Origin of the sequence: Chitinophaga niabensis (genome assembly GCF_039545795.1) — a bacterium.
GTDB classification, from domain to species: domain Bacteria; phylum Bacteroidota; class Bacteroidia; order Chitinophagales; family Chitinophagaceae; genus Chitinophaga; species Chitinophaga niabensis_B.
The window spans coordinates 2,789,786-2,806,308 of sequence record NZ_CP154260.1 but is presented as its reverse complement, the minus strand read 5'-3'; the positions used below and the strand labels follow the sequence as shown (position 1 = coordinate 2,806,308).

18 protein-coding genes are annotated in these 16,523 nt (G+C 45.3%); 4 read left to right on the top strand and 14 right to left on the bottom strand.

Annotated features, from left to right (window positions below; genetic code table 11):
* Both AAHN97_RS11090 and AAHN97_RS11085 read right to left on the bottom strand, forming a co-directional pair.
* Nucleotides 1-786, bottom strand: coding sequence for an alpha/beta hydrolase (locus AAHN97_RS11090; RefSeq protein ID WP_343307668.1), 786 nt, complete (start codon nt 784-786; stop codon nt 1-3).
* A gap of 89 nt (nt 787-875) precedes the next feature.
* A complete protein-coding gene (locus tag AAHN97_RS11085; RefSeq protein ID WP_343307667.1) occupies nt 876-1,019 on the bottom strand; it encodes a hypothetical protein in 144 nt (47 codons plus the stop codon).
* 287 nt (nt 1,020-1,306) lie between these two features.
* On the opposite strand from AAHN97_RS11085, the gene AAHN97_RS11080 reads away from it, so the two are divergent.
* Complete coding sequence (locus AAHN97_RS11080) at nt 1,307-2,338, top strand: rhodanese-related sulfurtransferase (protein ID WP_343307666.1); 1,032 nt, start codon at nt 1,307-1,309, stop codon at nt 2,336-2,338.
* Nucleotides 2,339-2,390: 52 nt separating this feature from the next.
* Complete coding sequence (locus tag AAHN97_RS11075) at nt 2,391-2,891, top strand: hypothetical protein (RefSeq protein ID WP_343307665.1); 501 nt, start codon at nt 2,391-2,393, stop codon at nt 2,889-2,891.
* On the opposite strand, the gene AAHN97_RS11070 is transcribed toward AAHN97_RS11075, so the two are convergent.
* The 11 genes from AAHN97_RS11070 to AAHN97_RS11020 form a co-directional block, all read right to left on the bottom strand.
* Nucleotides 2,892-3,581: a LytR/AlgR family response regulator transcription factor gene (locus AAHN97_RS11070; RefSeq protein ID WP_343307664.1), complete on the bottom strand. Its 690-nt coding sequence runs from the start codon at nt 3,579-3,581 to the stop codon at nt 2,892-2,894. It abuts the gene before it with no gap.
* Nucleotides 3,578-4,606, bottom strand: a complete 1,029-nt coding sequence (locus AAHN97_RS11065) for a sensor histidine kinase (RefSeq protein WP_343307663.1) — start codon at nt 4,604-4,606, stop codon at nt 3,578-3,580. Before AAHN97_RS11065 ends, AAHN97_RS11070 begins: the two co-directional genes overlap by 4 nt.
* A 51-nt stretch (nt 4,607-4,657) precedes the next feature.
* On the bottom strand, nt 4,658-5,230 hold the full coding sequence (locus tag AAHN97_RS11060; protein WP_343307662.1) for a dihydrofolate reductase family protein: 573 nt from the start codon (nt 5,228-5,230) through the stop codon (nt 4,658-4,660).
* Between the two features lie 17 nt (nt 5,231-5,247).
* Nucleotides 5,248-5,790 carry a DUF1579 family protein gene (locus AAHN97_RS11055; protein WP_343307661.1) on the bottom strand — a complete coding sequence of 181 codons (543 nt, stop codon included), beginning with the start codon at nt 5,788-5,790 and terminating at the stop codon, nt 5,248-5,250.
* Between the two features lie 40 nt (nt 5,791-5,830).
* Nucleotides 5,831-6,157 carry an ArsR/SmtB family transcription factor gene (locus AAHN97_RS11050; RefSeq protein WP_343307660.1) on the bottom strand — a complete coding sequence of 109 codons (327 nt, stop codon included), beginning with the start codon at nt 6,155-6,157 and terminating at the stop codon, nt 5,831-5,833.
* A gap of 586 nt (nt 6,158-6,743) precedes the next feature.
* The gene (locus AAHN97_RS11045; protein ID WP_343307659.1) at nt 6,744-7,559 is read right to left on the bottom strand and encodes a hypothetical protein; all 816 of its coding nucleotides are present in this window, start codon (nt 7,557-7,559) and stop codon (nt 6,744-6,746) included.
* A 96-nt stretch (nt 7,560-7,655) separates the two neighbouring features.
* Nucleotides 7,656-8,393 (bottom strand): hypothetical protein, encoded by a 738-nt coding sequence (locus AAHN97_RS11040; protein WP_343307658.1) that lies wholly within the window; start codon nt 8,391-8,393, stop codon nt 7,656-7,658.
* A gap of 225 nt (nt 8,394-8,618) precedes the next feature.
* Entirely contained in the window at nt 8,619-9,377 is a 759-nt protein-coding gene (locus AAHN97_RS11035; protein ID WP_343307657.1) for an SDR family NAD(P)-dependent oxidoreductase, read from the bottom strand.
* Between the two features lie 11 nt (nt 9,378-9,388).
* Complete coding sequence (locus AAHN97_RS11030) at nt 9,389-11,101, bottom strand: IlvD/Edd family dehydratase (protein WP_343307655.1); 1,713 nt, start codon at nt 11,099-11,101, stop codon at nt 9,389-9,391.
* A gap of 261 nt (nt 11,102-11,362) precedes the next feature.
* Entirely contained in the window at nt 11,363-12,235 is an 873-nt protein-coding gene (locus tag AAHN97_RS11025; RefSeq protein ID WP_343307654.1) for an SH3 domain-containing protein, read from the bottom strand.
* 74 nt (nt 12,236-12,309) lie between these two features.
* Nucleotides 12,310-14,247 (bottom strand): ABC-F family ATP-binding cassette domain-containing protein, encoded by a 1,938-nt coding sequence (locus AAHN97_RS11020; protein ID WP_343307653.1) that lies wholly within the window; start codon nt 14,245-14,247, stop codon nt 12,310-12,312.
* 70 nt (nt 14,248-14,317) lie between these two features.
* Between AAHN97_RS11020 and AAHN97_RS11015 the strand changes: the two genes are divergently transcribed.
* Nucleotides 14,318-14,908 carry a DUF3347 domain-containing protein gene (locus tag AAHN97_RS11015; RefSeq protein WP_343307652.1) on the top strand — a complete coding sequence of 197 codons (591 nt, stop codon included), beginning with the start codon at nt 14,318-14,320 and terminating at the stop codon, nt 14,906-14,908.
* Here AAHN97_RS11015 and AAHN97_RS11010 read toward each other — a convergent pair.
* A complete protein-coding gene (locus tag AAHN97_RS11010) occupies nt 14,902-15,594 on the bottom strand; it encodes a uracil-DNA glycosylase family protein (RefSeq protein WP_343307651.1) in 693 nt (230 codons plus the stop codon). The genes AAHN97_RS11015 and AAHN97_RS11010 overlap by 7 nt on opposite strands.
* Nucleotides 15,595-15,632: 38 nt before the next feature.
* Between AAHN97_RS11010 and AAHN97_RS11005 the strand changes: the two genes are divergently transcribed.
* On the top strand, nt 15,633-16,505 hold the full coding sequence (locus tag AAHN97_RS11005) for a DUF6929 family protein (RefSeq protein ID WP_343307650.1): 873 nt from the start codon (nt 15,633-15,635) through the stop codon (nt 16,503-16,505).
* Nucleotides 16,506-16,523 lie beyond the last annotated feature (18 nt).

Below are 16,523 nucleotides of genomic sequence, written 5' to 3'. Positions count from 1 at the left end.
TTATTTAGTCTCTGCTATAAACTTCAACAGCAGGGGGAAAGCCGGTGCCGTCATATTGTGACCAAACCCTTGTAATTCGTAGAGTGTTGTTCTTTTATGCCCTGCCAGCTTCATCATGCGTGCCCAGTAGGCGTTTTCTTCATACCTGCCTAACATTTCCATTTCCCGGTCGCCCGTAATGAGGAGTACAGGAGGGGCATCTGCTCTTACATGATAAAGTGGTGCATATTTATCTATGGTGGGCTGAATGTCTTTGATACCCTGTTCTTTGCGGATGGTAAAATGGGTGATGGCCTGGGAGCTCAGGGAAATAAGGCCGGCTATTTTATTCGCATCTATTTGATATTTAGCGAGGTATTCTTTGTTGAGGGTGACCATACTGCCTAAATAAGCCCCGGCAGAATGCCCGGAGATAAAGATCCGGTTGGTATCCCCATTATATTCCGCAATGTGTTTGAAAGCCCAGGCAATGGCTGCTGCCGCATCTTCAATATAGGCGGGCGCCTGTACTTTGGGAGAAAGGCGGTATTTGACCCCTATGATGGCCAGTCCTTTTCCTTTTAAAGCTTCGGGGATCTCTTTATTGCCGCCGGTAATACCGCCACCGTGAAACCAGACCACCGTACTGAAGTTTTTGGTGTTGGCGGGATAGTAGATATCCAATACGCACTGCTGATCCATATAACTGTCCGCAGAAGTACTGTAATAACGGATGTTCTCCTTTGTTTTATAATCCTGTGCAAATACCGCAGAGGGGAGGAATAAGAATAGTAACAGCTGTTTCATAAGTGAAGCCCATAAAAAAACGAGGCCTTGTAAGGTACCTCGTTTTTTATATTTTTTGATTGCTTGCCAGGATATAGTTGAAAATAACTTTAGTAGCGTGCTACTCTTCTCTTTTCACTCCTTGCCTGGGAGTTCCGGGAGGTCTTCGGATTTCCACCAAAGAAATATGCGGCTAACCTATAAGCCCACAAACCGATGATCACAGCGAAGAAATAGAAAACGTAGATACTCATATAGATTCATTTAAGGGGGTCAGGAAATATTGCATTCCACACTGTCCATTTGTGTTAATGTTATGGTAATATTCCAATAGCGTGCCACATTTTTTGGTGGCAGATCGCATGCTTAAAACTTATAAATAATTAATATTAATAAATTGTTATGGTTTCCAATGGGTTAACCGGGAGGGTATTTACGGTAGTTTCTGTGGATAATTTTTTTGTGTAACTTTGCGGCGTCATGCCGTCATATGGCTTGACAGAAATTTTGTTCCACCGGCTTTGGTCCTTAAAATTTCACCATGGTATTACATAACAGATTGTCTGCCACCGAGCTAAAGAGCCGGTTAGCAGCAGAAACCTTTGAGCGCGTTACGGTTTCCTTTTACCAGTACGCCAAAATTGCAGACCCACAGGTCTTCCGGAACCAGCTTTACGAAGCACTTTTCAAACTCCAGGTTTTCGGCCGCATTTACGTAGCAAATGAGGGAATTAATGCACAGGTGAGTATTCCTGCGCATCACTTTGAGGAATTTCGCCAGCACCTGGATTCCATTTCATTCCTGAAAGGCATCCGGCTGAATATCGCGGTAGACGATAATGGGAAATCCTTTTGGGTATTAAAGATAAAAGTGCGGGAAAAGATCGTGGCGGATGGTATCACTGATCCGGCATTTGATATGGATAACCGGGGTAAATATGTGAATGCCAGGGAATTCAATGAACTCACGGCAGACCCGGATACGGTGATCATAGATATGCGTAACCATTATGAATTTGAGGTAGGGCATTTTGATAATGCATTGGAGGTACCTTCTTCCACATTCCGGGAACAATTACCCATGGCGGTGGATATGATGAAGGACAAGAAGGAGAAGAACATCATTATGTATTGTACCGGCGGGATCCGTTGTGAAAAGGCGTCTGCGTACATGTTGCATCAGGGGTTTAAAAATGTATTCCACCTGGAAGGTGGTATTATTGAATATACCAACAAAGCAAAGGAGTGGGGCTTGCCCAATAAGTTCCGTGGAAAGAACTTCGTGTTTGATGAACGCCTTGGAGAAAGGATCAGTGATGAAGTGATCAGCCAGTGCCATCAATGCGGAGAACCCTGTGATGATCACACCAATTGTGCGAACGAAGGATGTCACCTTTTATTTATCCAGTGCGCTACATGTGCAGCGAAATACAATGGATGTTGTAGTGAAGAATGTACCGCAGTACTGGCCTTACCGGAGGAAGAACAAGTGGAGATGCGGAAAGGGATAGATAAGGGATTGATGTTGTTCAACAAGCGGAAGCGGGACCGCAGTGGAGATAGCACGAAGTAGGGATAAAAGTCTCTGGATTTTTGCTAAATTTTATAGCAAATGTTATCCCAGTATGTTGACCTTCTCCCAGGAAATATGGCTTAAGATACTAGAAGGTGCGTTGATAGGCGTACCTGTATTAGTCATCGGAATTTTATTTATCCGGCACTTCAGGGCAAAACCGGATGCCCTTGCTGAATTGACCAAACATCTTGCTTCCTGCATCCATTCCATTAGCTGGCTTTGCTGGTCAGTACAGCACAGTCCTGCTGCGATAAGGGGCAATATCAAAACCTACAATGCAGAAATGCATAAACAATTAAGCGACCTGATGGCTTCCCGTGTTCAGCTGGCGGTACAGGATGCAGAGCGGTACAATACCCTGGCACCTGTAATGGCCAAAGTGCTTGCGCTGGATTGGAAAGTAGGGAAGGTAGTAGCGGGGTGCCTGAGCCTGCATCCACTGCAGGAAGCTGCCGCACAGAAAGAACTGATCAATTGCCATGTTGAAGCAACAGAGCTGGATAAGGAGTTATTGAAGATGGTGAGCGATATGCTGCAGGTAAAGGAATGATCATCTTTTCAGGTACCTGTTATTCAATATCTTTTCCATCACTTCTTCCTTTAAGTTCCTGCTGATGGGAATATGGTGCGGCCCTACCAGTAATTCATTTCCTTCTATACTATCTATTTTATCCAGCGCTACGATGAAGGACTTATGTACTTTCACGAACTGGTCTGCCGGCAGATAATCTTCCACACCTTTAAAAGTGAGGTAAGTGATGAATTTGCGGGACGAAGTGTGGATGGCCACATAATTCTGCAGCGCCTCTGCATAGAGGATATCCTGGTAGGCGATCTTTTCCAGTTTATTATCGCACTTGATAAAGAAATAAGAAGTGGTGTTCTTCTGCTGATTTTTTGCTTTCAGTACGGCTTTCATGAAACGCTCAAAGGAAATGGGTTTCACAAGGTAATCCAGTACATTCAGTTCAAAACTTTCTACGGCATAATCCGGATAGGCAGTGGTGAAGATCACCTGTGGTGGCTGGGGAAGTGAACGGAGGAATTCAATCCCCGTCATGCGGGGCATCTGGATATCCAGGAACATGAGGTCTATCTGTTCCTGTTGCAGTATTTCCGCTGCTTTTACAGGAGAATCATATTCACCGGCGAGTTCGAGGAAACTCACGTCTGCGATGTATTCCTTCAGGCCTTTGCGGGCCAGTGGTTCATCATCAACTATGATGCAGCGGATCTTCATGATACGTCAAGGATTAGGGTGACCGTAAATGTAGTGCTGTTGTCTGAAATATCCAATGTATACTTATCCGGGTACAGCAGTTCCAGTCTTCTTTTCGCATTGGCCAGTCCAATGCCGCCAGGCTCTTCGTGCTGTGTTCTGCTCTCTTTGGTGTTGTATACTTTTAGTTGCAGTTTTTGATGCTCTTTTTTGAGGGTGATGTTGATGTGGTTTTGCTCATGGGCGGATACATGTTTGAACGCATTCTCCACAAAGGTGATCAGCAGGAGCGGGGCAATGCTGAAGTCTTTTACGGTTTCATCTGTATGAAAGCTGATGTTATATTTTTCATCATGCCTTAACTGCTGGATGGACACATAGTTCCTGAGATACCGGATCTCCTTCTCTATAGCTATCCTGTCTGTATTACAATCATACAACTGATAACGCAGCAGGTCAGAAAATTTCATCAGTGTTTCCCTCGCTTCTTTATTCTCTTTATGAATGAGGAAGTAAATAGTGTTGAGGGAATTGAAGAGCGAATGAGGGTTGATCTGAGCTCTTAAATATTGCAGCTCCTGTTCGGCACCTGCTCTTAATGCGCCCTGCAGGCGGTGTAAAGTCCTTAACTGGTCTATATAGAATTTAATACCTGCGGCTGCGCCCACCATAAAGAACAGCGGGATGTATACATCATAGACCTGGCTGTTGAAGGTGGCATTGGGCCAGTGGGTGATACTGGAGGCGTAGGGCTTAAGGATGAGGTTGAGTATTTTGATCACCAGGAAACCGGTAACCAGTACCAACGCTGTAAAGCTTAAAAAGAACGCAAGGTATTGTTTGGTATACAGCTGCCGGGGGATCAGCACATAATTGGTGAAGTATACGGCACCGGCCAGCGACAGTACTTTTAGGAGGCCGGCCAGGATAGTAGGTAACAGATCAGGATAGTCATCTATTCTTAGTGTGATCCATACCACAAAGAAGGCCAGCCAGAAGAATACATGATGCAGGCGCCAGTTGATGATCTGTGAGAATACCTTCATACAGTATTTAAGATAATGAAAAAAGGCAGCAAATGCCGCCTTTTTTCACTATTACTTGTCAACCGCATAATTCAATGCCGTAACACCGGAGGTAAATTGCCGGGTACCAGGCAAGAGGTTTAGTTTTATTTTGTCTTTAATGCCTTTAAACAATGGAATTCCCTGTCCAAGAATAATTGGATTTAAAAACAACCAAAAGCCGTCTACTAAATTCTGCTGAAGAAGTGCATGTGTTGCTGAAGGGCTGCCAAAAATCAGGATATTATTGCCTGGTTGTTGTTTTATTTCATTTATTTTGTCCGTAAGGTTATCACTGATAATCGTGGTGTTAGTCAAACCTTCATTTTTCATTGTTTTTGATAAAACAACTTTGTGCACATTTTTATACCACTTTGAATGTTCGATGTCGTGTTTAGAGGCGTTGGGTTTGTCTCCTGCGGTAGGCCAGTAACCTTCCATCATCTGGTAAGTTACCCGTCCGTATAATGCCGTGTCGCCTTCGTTTATCCGCGTACCAACATGACTGAAAATTTCTTCGTCTACTTTCACCCAATCCAGTTCTCCGTTCGGGCCTGCAACAAAACCGTCAAGCGATATGTGCATAAATGAAATTACTTTTCTCATATAGTTCTGTTTTTATTTTAAAGATCTGCACCTTTAGTTAGCACGCCGTCCATGAACACTTCATAAGTTTTACCATCTTCTGTAATTTCATGTTTTACAGGCAGCAGTTTACCGTCTCCATCCATTACACCTGTTGTTCTCACATTGTCGCTGCTCCATATCCAGGTATTGTTATCAATGGTAAGGGTACCCATGGAAAAACTACCATCCGGGTTAAAGTTGTAACTATCAAAGCCACCTGTTTTTGCGTTGTAACCAGTAATTTCCATTCCACCGAAACCATTTTTATCACGAATGCCATAAGCGATATGCAGGAGGAAATTTCCATCTGGCGACCATTGCCATACATCACTGCCAATTACTTTTGAGGCCGGCTGACCATTCCTTGCATGGATGTTTGTTTGCGTTATCCAGCGCCCTACAATTTTATTCAAAAGCGCTTTTTTTTCTTCAGGAATAGCTTTGTCAGCTATTGCTACGGGAGCTTTTTCTACTTCCCGGAATCCTGTGAAGAAAAGCATGGCAAGAGCAATACCAGTTGCTGAAATTATTTTATGCATCTGCTAGTGTTTTAAGATAGTTTTCAGGTTGTGTATCTTCTTATTTCTTCTTTTTTTGAATTTTATCCAGGTAACCTTCTAATGCGTCAAATTTATTGTCCCAATATTTCCGGTATTGATCTATCCAGTCTCTGACTTCATTCAATCTTTCGAATTTTGCTTCGCAATATCTTTCCCTGCCTTGTTGTTTGATCACAATAAGACCACAATCGTTCAGGAATTGGACATGTAATGAAACTGCCTGCCGGGTCATATCAAATTCCTGGGCTATGGCATTTACGTTCAATGATTTTCCAGCGAGCATTCCTATAATTTGCCTGCGGGTTGGGTCTGCTATTGCCTGAAAGATGTCTCTCGTCTGGTTCATAATGCGCAAGTAATTTCTTGCAAATATATGTGCAAGTTTTGACTTGCGCGTATTTATTTTGATATTTCTTTGGGGAGGAGTAGAAGACCTTGAAAATCAATATTTATTTTTTAACGGGAAGGGAGGTGTTGCTGTGTTGTCATATCTTATGCTTTTGGGGGAATAGTAAGGTTATTGCTGCCGTGTTATCATATGCTTCGGGGCAGTAAGAGGGTTGTTGTTGCTGTGTTATCTTATGCTTTGGGCAGTAAGAAGGTTACTGGCCGTGTATCTGGGGTGTAGTATAGAGGAACAATACAGGACAGTTAAGGGATTGACGAGAGAATACCGGGAGATAGGTGGACTTGATGTGGAGATGATGTGTACTTGTGGTGGAGATGATGTGGGGTTAATGTTTAGGGCTTAAGTTTGGGGTGTTGGGTGCTAAAAGCTGCTTTTTAGCTAATGGAAAGAGAAGGTTGTTCGGATATTGTGTTTCCATTCTACAAATTTACTGCAAATAATGTGCTGTTTTTCCATTATGCACATTGATTTTCCGGCGGAAGGAACGCTTCACATCAATTTTTGTCACCCGCCTCATTTGTAATCATTCCTTCTGAGGCGCAGCGTAGGTTTTATCAGTGTGCAGCAGGGAAAGGGATGGTTCTGCTGCGTGTGCCGGTGTTCCTGTTTCCTCTTCAGTGAAAGATGGAATAACATCAATGATATCCGCTGCACAGTATTTCTTATTGCCCGATGCATACAAGATACCATTGTCTTCACTAAATGCCCTTACCTGTAAGACCACGATCGTTTCTGCCTGCCCTGCTTTGAAAGGAAGTACTAATTCTGTAGCCGCTGCCGGTTGGTGAATGTTAAACAATACTTTGTCTGATACCGCCTGTTCCTGATCACCACCATTAAAGTTCACACCTGCTGCAACCGCTTTGATCTCAATGTGCGTTGTATTACCGGCATGGCGGATGGCTTTGGCTTCCATAGCTGGTATAGCGATCCGTAACTTATCGCCATCCTGCACTACTTTGGGGATGGGAAAAGGTAAGAGCCTGTCCAGCCCGGTGGTTTTATTGAATTGGAATCCCTTCAATAGTTCGAGCGCTTTGTTTTGGATACTTCTGTGGCCACGTTCCCGGCTGCCTGTATAAAGTACCTTCAGCATCTCTTTGTTGAGCCGGTTGGTGAGGGTATGATCCAGCCTGATATCCAGGCCGGGTAATAAGGCCCGGCGGATCAGTTTGCCCGCCTTGCTGGCGGTGCCAAAGTCGGTGCCGGAAAGTATCGTGGCAATACTTCTCCGTACATGTTTAGGCAGGCGGCGGATGCAGCGTTTTCCCTTGCGGTTGTAACCGATGGTTTCGTCCAGCTTGCCTTCATACTTGATAACTCCTGTTTGTGTTGCCATAACGTATTTGTTTTTGGTGAAATAGCAACGTACGGAATAGGGCACCAAAAAATGTTGATCTATATTAAGACTTTTGTGGTTTTTTTGGATTAACACTTATATCTTCTCATACACCCAATAGGCCTTGTTAAACCTGTACGCCATTTTGCTGCCTGTTTTTTGCATGACCTTATATTCTTCCTTATATGCATTTCTATAAAGAATATATAGCCCATCAGGAGAATAATAGGGGTTACCCGCGCGTTTCACCAGCAATTTTTTAGCACCGTTCTTTAAGTCAACATGATAGATCTTGCTATAACTAACAACAAATCCCCACTTGGCCGCAACATATAAAAAACCGGTTTTACCGGGATCTATACTTATCCCTGACAGGTTAATCTGGCCGTTTTCAGATAAGGACGCTTTACAATCAATACAATTAACTATGCCCTTGCCGAACAATGTCCAGCGTATGTTGTGGTCTACACACAATCCAATGCAATTTCTGGTAGCAATAAGCTTTTCCCTTTCTGAAATATGAACGATGGTGTCATGTTCTATCTGCTGAATGTAGTCGGCTTCCCGGATCTTTGGAACGGGGCTGCTGATCCTGCTCAATGCAAAGGGTTCAGCTGTAATCACCCCATTGTGGGTAATGTAACAGAAGATCGAATCGTTTGAGATGCGATAACCGGATAAATGCCCGGTTATTTTTGGGAAGAGTTCTACTACGTTATTGCTGGCCAGGTCGTATATGGCTATACTGCTATCCTGCTGCGTGAGTAAAAGCTGAGCATGGGTTTTTTGAAGGGATAACGCACAGCACAAAAGGCAGATAAGAACTCTTATCATAAGCTTAATGATGTTAAAATGAATTTACTGATATTCTATGGAATAAGGTCAAGACAAGTTAGAGGCGCTTTTCAAGTACAGATCTGAGCAAGTGAATACTTCTAATAGCTCTTCCGGCGCCCGGTGTTGCTACGCTGGCCGTCTATGGGTCAATTGGCAGACAATTTATTGTTGAGGAAAAGCAGCGATGCTTAAGTTGCCTTTGCCCTGGATGATAAAAGTTCCTTAATAGGGTGAGGGGCTGGTGGCTGTCCATCCTCCATCTACCAGCAGGGTCTGTCCGGTGATGTGCCTTGCGTGGTCGGATACAAGGAACAAAGCTGCACTCGCGATATCGCCTACAGATGCGGGTTTGCCCATGGGGGTGATGCGTGACCAGGTTGAAGCATATCCGGGATCGCTTTCTGTTCGCTCGGTGAGCGTAGCTCCGGGAGCTACTGTATTGACAGTTATACCATATGCTGACACTTCAACTACCAGGTTTTTGGCTAACATTTCCAGCGCGGCCTTTGTCATCGAATAAGCAGCGAGGTCTTTGTGTGCCTGATGCCCGGTTACGGAAGAAGTGAAAAGTAAGGCGCCTCCGGTGCCCTGTAATTTCATCTGCCGGGAGGCTGCCTGGGCAAGAAAGAATGTTCCCCCTATGTTTACATGAAGCACCTTATAAAGTGACTCCGCAGGATACGAAAGAAAATCCCCGAATAAGGTGATACCGGCATTTGCAATAGCAATATCAAGATGCCCGTTAGCGGCAACAGCTTGTTGTACCAGATCATTGACGAAGCCCGGGTCGCCACTGTCTCCTGCTACTGAAATACAGTTCCCATTTTCAAGTCTTATTTTTTCCGCCGCATTGTTTGCCAGTTCCTCATCAATGTCGTTCAGCAATACCGTGGCTCCATATTTTGCAAGTTGCCGGCAGATCTCAAATCCAATCCCCTGGCCCGCTCCAGTTACGATGGCTGTTTTGTTACTAAAGTTCATGCTGAAAAATATTAGTGAGAGTCTCTGGATACTTCGCTGCCAGACCCGCCTTTAAGAAAATCAAAATCGGCTCCTTTGTCTGCCTGTTCAACATGATCAATGAACAGGCGTACATAGCCCCGGTTGAATGGGCTTTTAAAGGCAACACGCTTATTTTTCCGATTGTTGAGTTCCATTGGGTCTACAAGTAGATTTAATACCCGGTTTTCCACATCAAGTTCTATCAGGTCTCCATTTTCTACCAGGGCAAATGTTCCGTTTTCTGCCGCTTCCGGTGAAACATGCAGCACAACCGTTCCAAATCCGGTTCCACTCATCCTTCCATCCGAAATCCGTACCATGTCTGTTACTCCTTTGAGCAGCAGTTTGGTGGGGAGGCCCATATTTCCAACCTCCGGCATTCCGGGATAACCTTTGGGTCCGGCGTTTTTGAGCACCAGCACGCTGGTTTCGTTAACATCAAGCAATGGATCATTGATACGTGCCTTATAATCTTCAATATTTTCAAATACAACAGCCTTTCCTTTGTGTTTCATTAATTGAGGGCTTGCAGCTGACGGTTTAATAACACTTCCATTCTCACACAGGCTGCCTTTCAGCACTGCAATTCCGGAGTGTATATTAACGGGAGCATCAGCGGGCGCAATAACTTCAGTATTCCATGTTTTCGCATTTTTGATATTTTCAGCGATCTTCCTTCCATTTACAGTAACGCAATCACCGTGTAAATGATTTTCGATCTGTTTCATTACTGCAGGCAATCCCCCGGCGTAATAGAAGTCCTCCATGAAATATTTACCTGATGGCTGAAGATTGGCAATAAGGGGAATGTTACGGGAGAACTGGTCAAAATCTTCCAGTTTTAATGATATGCCTATTCTGCCGGCAATAGCCAGTAGATGAATAACGAAGTTGGTAGACCCGCCAACAGCTGCGTTTATCCTTATAGCATTTTCAAATGCCTGTCGTGTAAGGATCGCTGATAACCTGAGATCTTCCCGGACCATTTCCACGATCCTTTTTCCGGATAACTGCGCCAATACCTTCCTGTTGGCATCAACCGCCGGGATGGCGGCATTGCCGGGAAGAGATAAGCCCAGTGCTTCCACCATACAAGCCATTGATGAAGCGGTGCCCATAACTGCGCAATGACCACGGCTCCTGCACATACCGGATTCTGCTATATTCAACTCTTCTTCACTCATAATTCCTGAGCGGACATCTTCGGAAAAGCGCCATAGATCACTTGTTCCAATATCCTTGCCATTGTATTTGCCGGTTAGCATGGCTCCGCCGGAAACCACAATCGTTGGGAGATCCACGCTGCAGGCACCCATCACCAGTGATGGTGTTGTTTTATCGCAACCACACAATAACACAACTCCGTCCAGCGGATTGGCACGGATGGATTCTTCCACATCCATGCTTGCCAGGTTCCGGTAAAGCATTGCTGTGGGTTTTATGAGTGTTTCTCCGAGCGACATTACAGGGAACTCAAGTGGTAATCCTCCCGCTTCGATCACACCCCGTTTGACAGATTCTGCCAGTTCCCTGAAATGAGCGTTGCAAGGCGTGAGTTCAGACCAGGTATTACAGATCCCGATAACAGGTTTGCCCCTGAATTCATAATCGGGGATGCCCTGGTTTTTCATCCAGGCCCGGTATATAAATCCATCTTTGCCTTTTTTTCCAAACCATTTTTGGCTTCGCAGATCTTTTTTCATGTTTATAAAAATAAAAGTGCAGGGTCCATTTAAGATAACCTGCTGAGTTATTTCTATAATATAATTAACCTACCTGAGGTTTTTATAAAAAATACACAAAAGGTTATAAAGTTCGGGAAAGAAAACCTGCACGGGCAAATTACATTGCGGCAGATGGCCGATGCAGCGTACCTTTGCGGATATAATTCTTCCGCTATCTTCTGTAAGGTTTTTAAAGAGCATACAGGGGTCAGGCCATTTCAATATGAAGCGTTAAGTGATTTATTTCGCGACAGTAAACTTACCATTCACCGCATCCCAGGCATAATTCACCGTTTTTTTACCGGTTACCTTCAATATTTCGTTGCCGTCTTTATCTACTTTCTCTGTGGTTTCTTCTTCGATCATATCCCAGATCACCATGTCTGGCTTGCCATTCTTTTCATTAGGGAAAGTGAATGATTCTGCATGGTAGAAAACACCGGCATCGCCGATATTGGTTTTTTCAGGCAGGCGGATCAGCTGATTATCTTTGGTGAGGGCAAAATAATAGTCATACGTAGGGATGGCGCAGGCTTCGCCGCTAAAAGTGAGTACAATGATATATTGTACATTGGTTAAACCCATTCCGCTCATGACTTTACCCATGCTGAAATTGGCGCTTTCATCATCGTCTGTTACAAATGCGGCTTTAGCGAGGATGCTGCCATTCTGTATTACCTTAAGTCTTACCAGGTACCGGTGTATCGTGTCTTTGGAGGCGGACACGCTATCTGCACGGCGCTCAATGCCATATACAAATTTGATCTCTCCACGGCGCATGGGGGCACAGCTCACCAGGCCCTGCCAGATGTAGCCGGTTTTTGATTCACCGTTTTTCTGATAGCTCACCTGCAACCAGGGGCCTTTGAGACCGCGGATGGTGAGGGCATTGTGCGTGATGTTTACTATAGTGATGTTGTCACCGGCCAGCAGGGTGTCTATAGGAGCTTGTTTTGTATCTGGTGTGATACGCACAAATGCGGTGTCTGCAAAGATATAGCGTTCTATAGAGTCACCGTATAACGACCAACTGCGCATATCGGGGAAATCCTGTGCATGCAGGGTGTTTGAAAGGCAAATGAAGAGGAATAGGAATAGGAATAGTTTTTTCATAGGAATGCAAAATACTAAAAATAAAAAAAGCCACCTTCGTAAGGCAGCCTTTTTTATCTATACTTTAAATAATCTTATCCATTCATTTTCTCTTCCAGCTCCATCACTTTTTCAAACACTTCCTCGTATTCTGCATTCGCTTTAGTGAGTTCTGTGTTGGCTTTCTTATACGCATCTTCCGTGTTGCGGAATTTCTGCTTGTCACCGTATACATCCGGGCTGGCCATATCTGTCTCCAGTTGCTTCAGTTGCTCTTTCAGCTTGCTGATCCGCTCTTCCAGTTGCTGTGCCTGCTTTTGTTGTTTTTGCAGTTCCCGCTTCAGGTCTTTATCAATAGACGTTTTTTGCGGTGCCTGCACTGGCTGGGCTATTGGAGGACTTTTTTTTTCAGCCTTGGGTGGTGCTGCTGCCAATGCCTGGCGTTTCTTCCATTCTTCCCACTCTGTATAATTGCCTTTGAATTCCTTGATCTCTCCATCTACGATCTCCCAGATCTTGTTAGCAGTTTTGCTTACAAAATACCGGTCGTGCGACACGAGTACCAGGCTGCCTTCATATTTACCCAATGCATCGATCAGCATCTCAACAGAGTTCATATCCAGGTGGTTGGTGGGCTCATCCAGCAGCAGGAAGTTAGCCTGGCCAATGATCACTTTACCCAATGCCACACGGGCTTTTTCTCCTCCGGAAAGGATCCTTATCTTTTTGAAAACATCATCTCCCTGGAACAGGAAACAACCCAGCAGGGTACGCAGTTCCACTTCGGAACGACCGCTGCCTACGCTCTTCAGCTCTTCCAGGATCTCATTATCCATATGTAATGCCTCCAGCTGGTGCTGTGCATAGAAACTGGTAACTACGTTATGGCCTGGAACACGGTTCCCTTCAAATGGTTCCGTTCCTGCAATCACACGGAGCAGGGTGGATTTACCTTTACCGTTGGCACCGATCAGGGCAATTTTATCTCCGCGGTTGATCTCTGCACTGGTATTTTTCAAAATGGTGAGGTTGCCAAAAGATTTGCTCACATTCTCCAAAGTAGTGAGGATCTTACCGGGCATTTTATCTACGGTAAAGTTCATCCTGATCTTGGATGGACCGCTATCCGTTTGTTCAATCCTTTCGATCTTATCCAGCCGTTTGGCAATACTTTGTGCCTGTGCAGCTTTGGATGCTTTCGCTTTAAATCGTTCTATAAAACGTTCCTGTTGTTTGATATAATCCTGCTGGTTTTCGTAAGCGCGTTGCTGTAATTCGCGGCGCATTACTTTCTCCTCTTCATAATCGGAGTAGTTACCGGCATAGTGATGGAGTTCCTGTTGATATAACTCCACTACTTTGTTCACCATCCTGTCCAGGAAATACCGGTCGTGGGACACGATGATCACTGCACCATCGTAATTGGAAAGGTATTTCTCCAGCCATTCGATGGATGGAAGGTCAAGGTGGTTCGTAGGTTCATCGAGCATTAATACATCCGGCTTTTGCAGGATGATCCTGGCCAGCAGTACCCGCATACGCCATCCTCCGGAGAATTGGTTGTAAGGGCGTTCCAGGTCTGCCGTGGTAAAACCAAGGCCTTCCAGCACGGTAGCTGTTTTATGGCGGATGTTATAACCATCGAGGATATCGAATTCATGCAGTTTATCGCTGTACGCATGCAGGGTGGCTTCATCCTGGGTATGTTCCAGTTTTTCGGTGAGTTCTTCCAGTTCTTTTTCCACCTTCAGCGCTTCAGCGAACGCCGTCATGCCCACATTGAGGATGTTGTCGTCTGTTTCAAAACTCAGGAGGTCCTGGTTAAAGAAGCCAAGGCTCAGGTTGCGGATCTTATTCACACTTCCTTTGGAAATGGAGTATTCTCCGTTGATAATGCGGAGAAGGGTGGATTTACCGGTACCGTTCAGGCCGATCAGCCCGATGCGGTCTCCCGGAATAATATGCAAGGAAGAATCTTTGATGATGGTTCTTGCGCCGAATTCGAATGTTATGTCCTGCAGTGCGATGAGCATACTTAAATTGCTATTAAACGCGCAAAGATAGTACATTTTTTGGTGCTATATTTGTCACAAATCATATCGTATGCGTTTGAATCAATATGTTTGGATATTAGCTACAGCAGCCTTGTTCGCAGCCTGCCAGCAATCTGGCACCAGATCTTCGGCAGATACAACAGCACAAACCACCTCCGGCGACCTGCAGGCGCCGTTTTCCGATGAATTTTACGATTCGCTGAAGCTAACCATGACGGCCTATTACCAACTCTCCGGCGCTTTGGTGAAATCAGATACCCTGGCAGCAGACCTGGCGGCTGTTTCCCTGAAACAGCACCTGGATAGCCTTCCGATTGCCAGACTGGGAGTGGATTCAGCCCGGGGAAGCCAGCTGGAAGTGAATGCCGGCGATATTGCGGCGGAATTACAGGGCCTGCTAATAGAAAAAGGCGGTCTGGATGCACGCAGGGAGTCTTTCAATATGGTTTCTGAAATGATGTATGACCTGGTGAAGGCAACGGGCCTGAAAGGCAGCACCGTTTACCGGCAATATTGCCCGATGGCGTTTAATGATAAAGGCGCTTACTGGTTAAGCGATAAAGCAGAGATCCTGAACCCTTATTTTGGTGATGCCATGCTTACCTGCGGATCTGTAACGGATACACTGCGTTTTCAATAGTCACTGAAAGCGGCAAGGTATTTATCGATATATTCCTGTTTCCGTTTGTTGCGGTATTGCATTACAAATCTTGGATGCTCCAGCGGCACAATCTTTTTAAAGAAGCGTTCCTTCTCATTCAGTTGGGTAAGGAACGCTGCATTTTTACCCGTTCCCAGGCAATAACCCACGGAACGGTCCATCCCAAAATCCAGTTGTTTGTGGATATTGGATACCATGAAATCATATACTGCTGCGGTTAAGGCTTTGCTGTCGTAGTAATTGTAGTTCACTTCTTTTCCACCGGCTTTCAATGCGGTAAAGCCCAGGGGAGACATGGAGCCGATGTAGAAATCCCTGTAGAATGCTTCCGGGCCGCCATATGCGGCGATCACATCATACACAAAAACAGAAGAAGGTTCAAATGTTTTGATACCCGGGATAATAATGCCGCAAGGGTCTGCCAGCCGGTGGGAGTCTGTGAAAGGAACTCCTGTAAGGCCTGCGCCCAGCCGCCCGGGATTGATGCCTACGATCATGCGCCGCGGGTGATGGTCCTGGTAGAATTTCTTATAGAACTTCGTCATGGTTTCTACCACGCCCGGTTGTTCCTTAAAAGGGTTCATGATGCGGATACCCTCCGGTAATTTGCCGGTAAAGCTCAGGTGTGTATTGAACTGAATGATATGATCTGCAAATGAAAGCATAGGGCCGCAATTTCGATATAAAATTTTAAGTTTGAAGGATGATCCTCTCATTGCATTCCTCCGTTGAATTTCCGGATATCCCTTCCGCTTCAGGTATTGAATACCATAACGGCCTTTTTTACATCGCAGGGGATGATGCCAGTTGCATCTATTCCCTGGATGATGATTTTGCTTTGGTTAGTGTTACGCCCATTCCGGGGCCGGATCAATACAGGATACCCAAAAAGGAAAAAAGGGATTGGGAAAGCCTGGCAATTGTGGGAACGGAAGGGAGTAAAGCATTGCTGTTGCTGGGTTCCGGTTCTCTTTCCCCGCAGCGGGACCATGCCGCGCTCTGGGATTTTGGGCAAGAGTCCCCATCAATACTGAACCTTGGGCCGTTTTATACACAATTGCGCAGCCATGGGCTGACTGAGCTTAACATAGAAGCGGCTACAGCTTTTGGAAGCGGCATCCTGCTGGGAAACAGGGGGCATAAACATCATCCGTATAATACACTGATATACAGCCCGGTGGTGGATGTATGGAAAAGTCCCACCAGCACGCATTGCAGCGAGTTGATATTGCCGGAGGAAACAACCGGGTTTACCGGTATTTCCGGCCTCGCCTGGTGGCCTGAAAGGGATTGGTTGTTCTTTACAGCCTCCTCTGAAGATACGGCTAATGTGTATGATGACGGTGAGATAGGAGAGAGCAGGGTAGGATTGATCCGGAATGCTTCCATGGCACTCCTGAAAGACAGGGTTTGGCCGGATGAATGGGTCCGGCTGGAAGGTATTTCGCCACTTTTCTTTAAAAAGAAGATAGAATCAATTTGTTTGCGGGAATCAGGCAATTCTCCGGAACTTATACTGGTGGCAGATAATGACGATGGCAGCAGTCATCTTTTCCGCCTGTTGATGAAAATATAGGCCGGTGCTTCCACATAA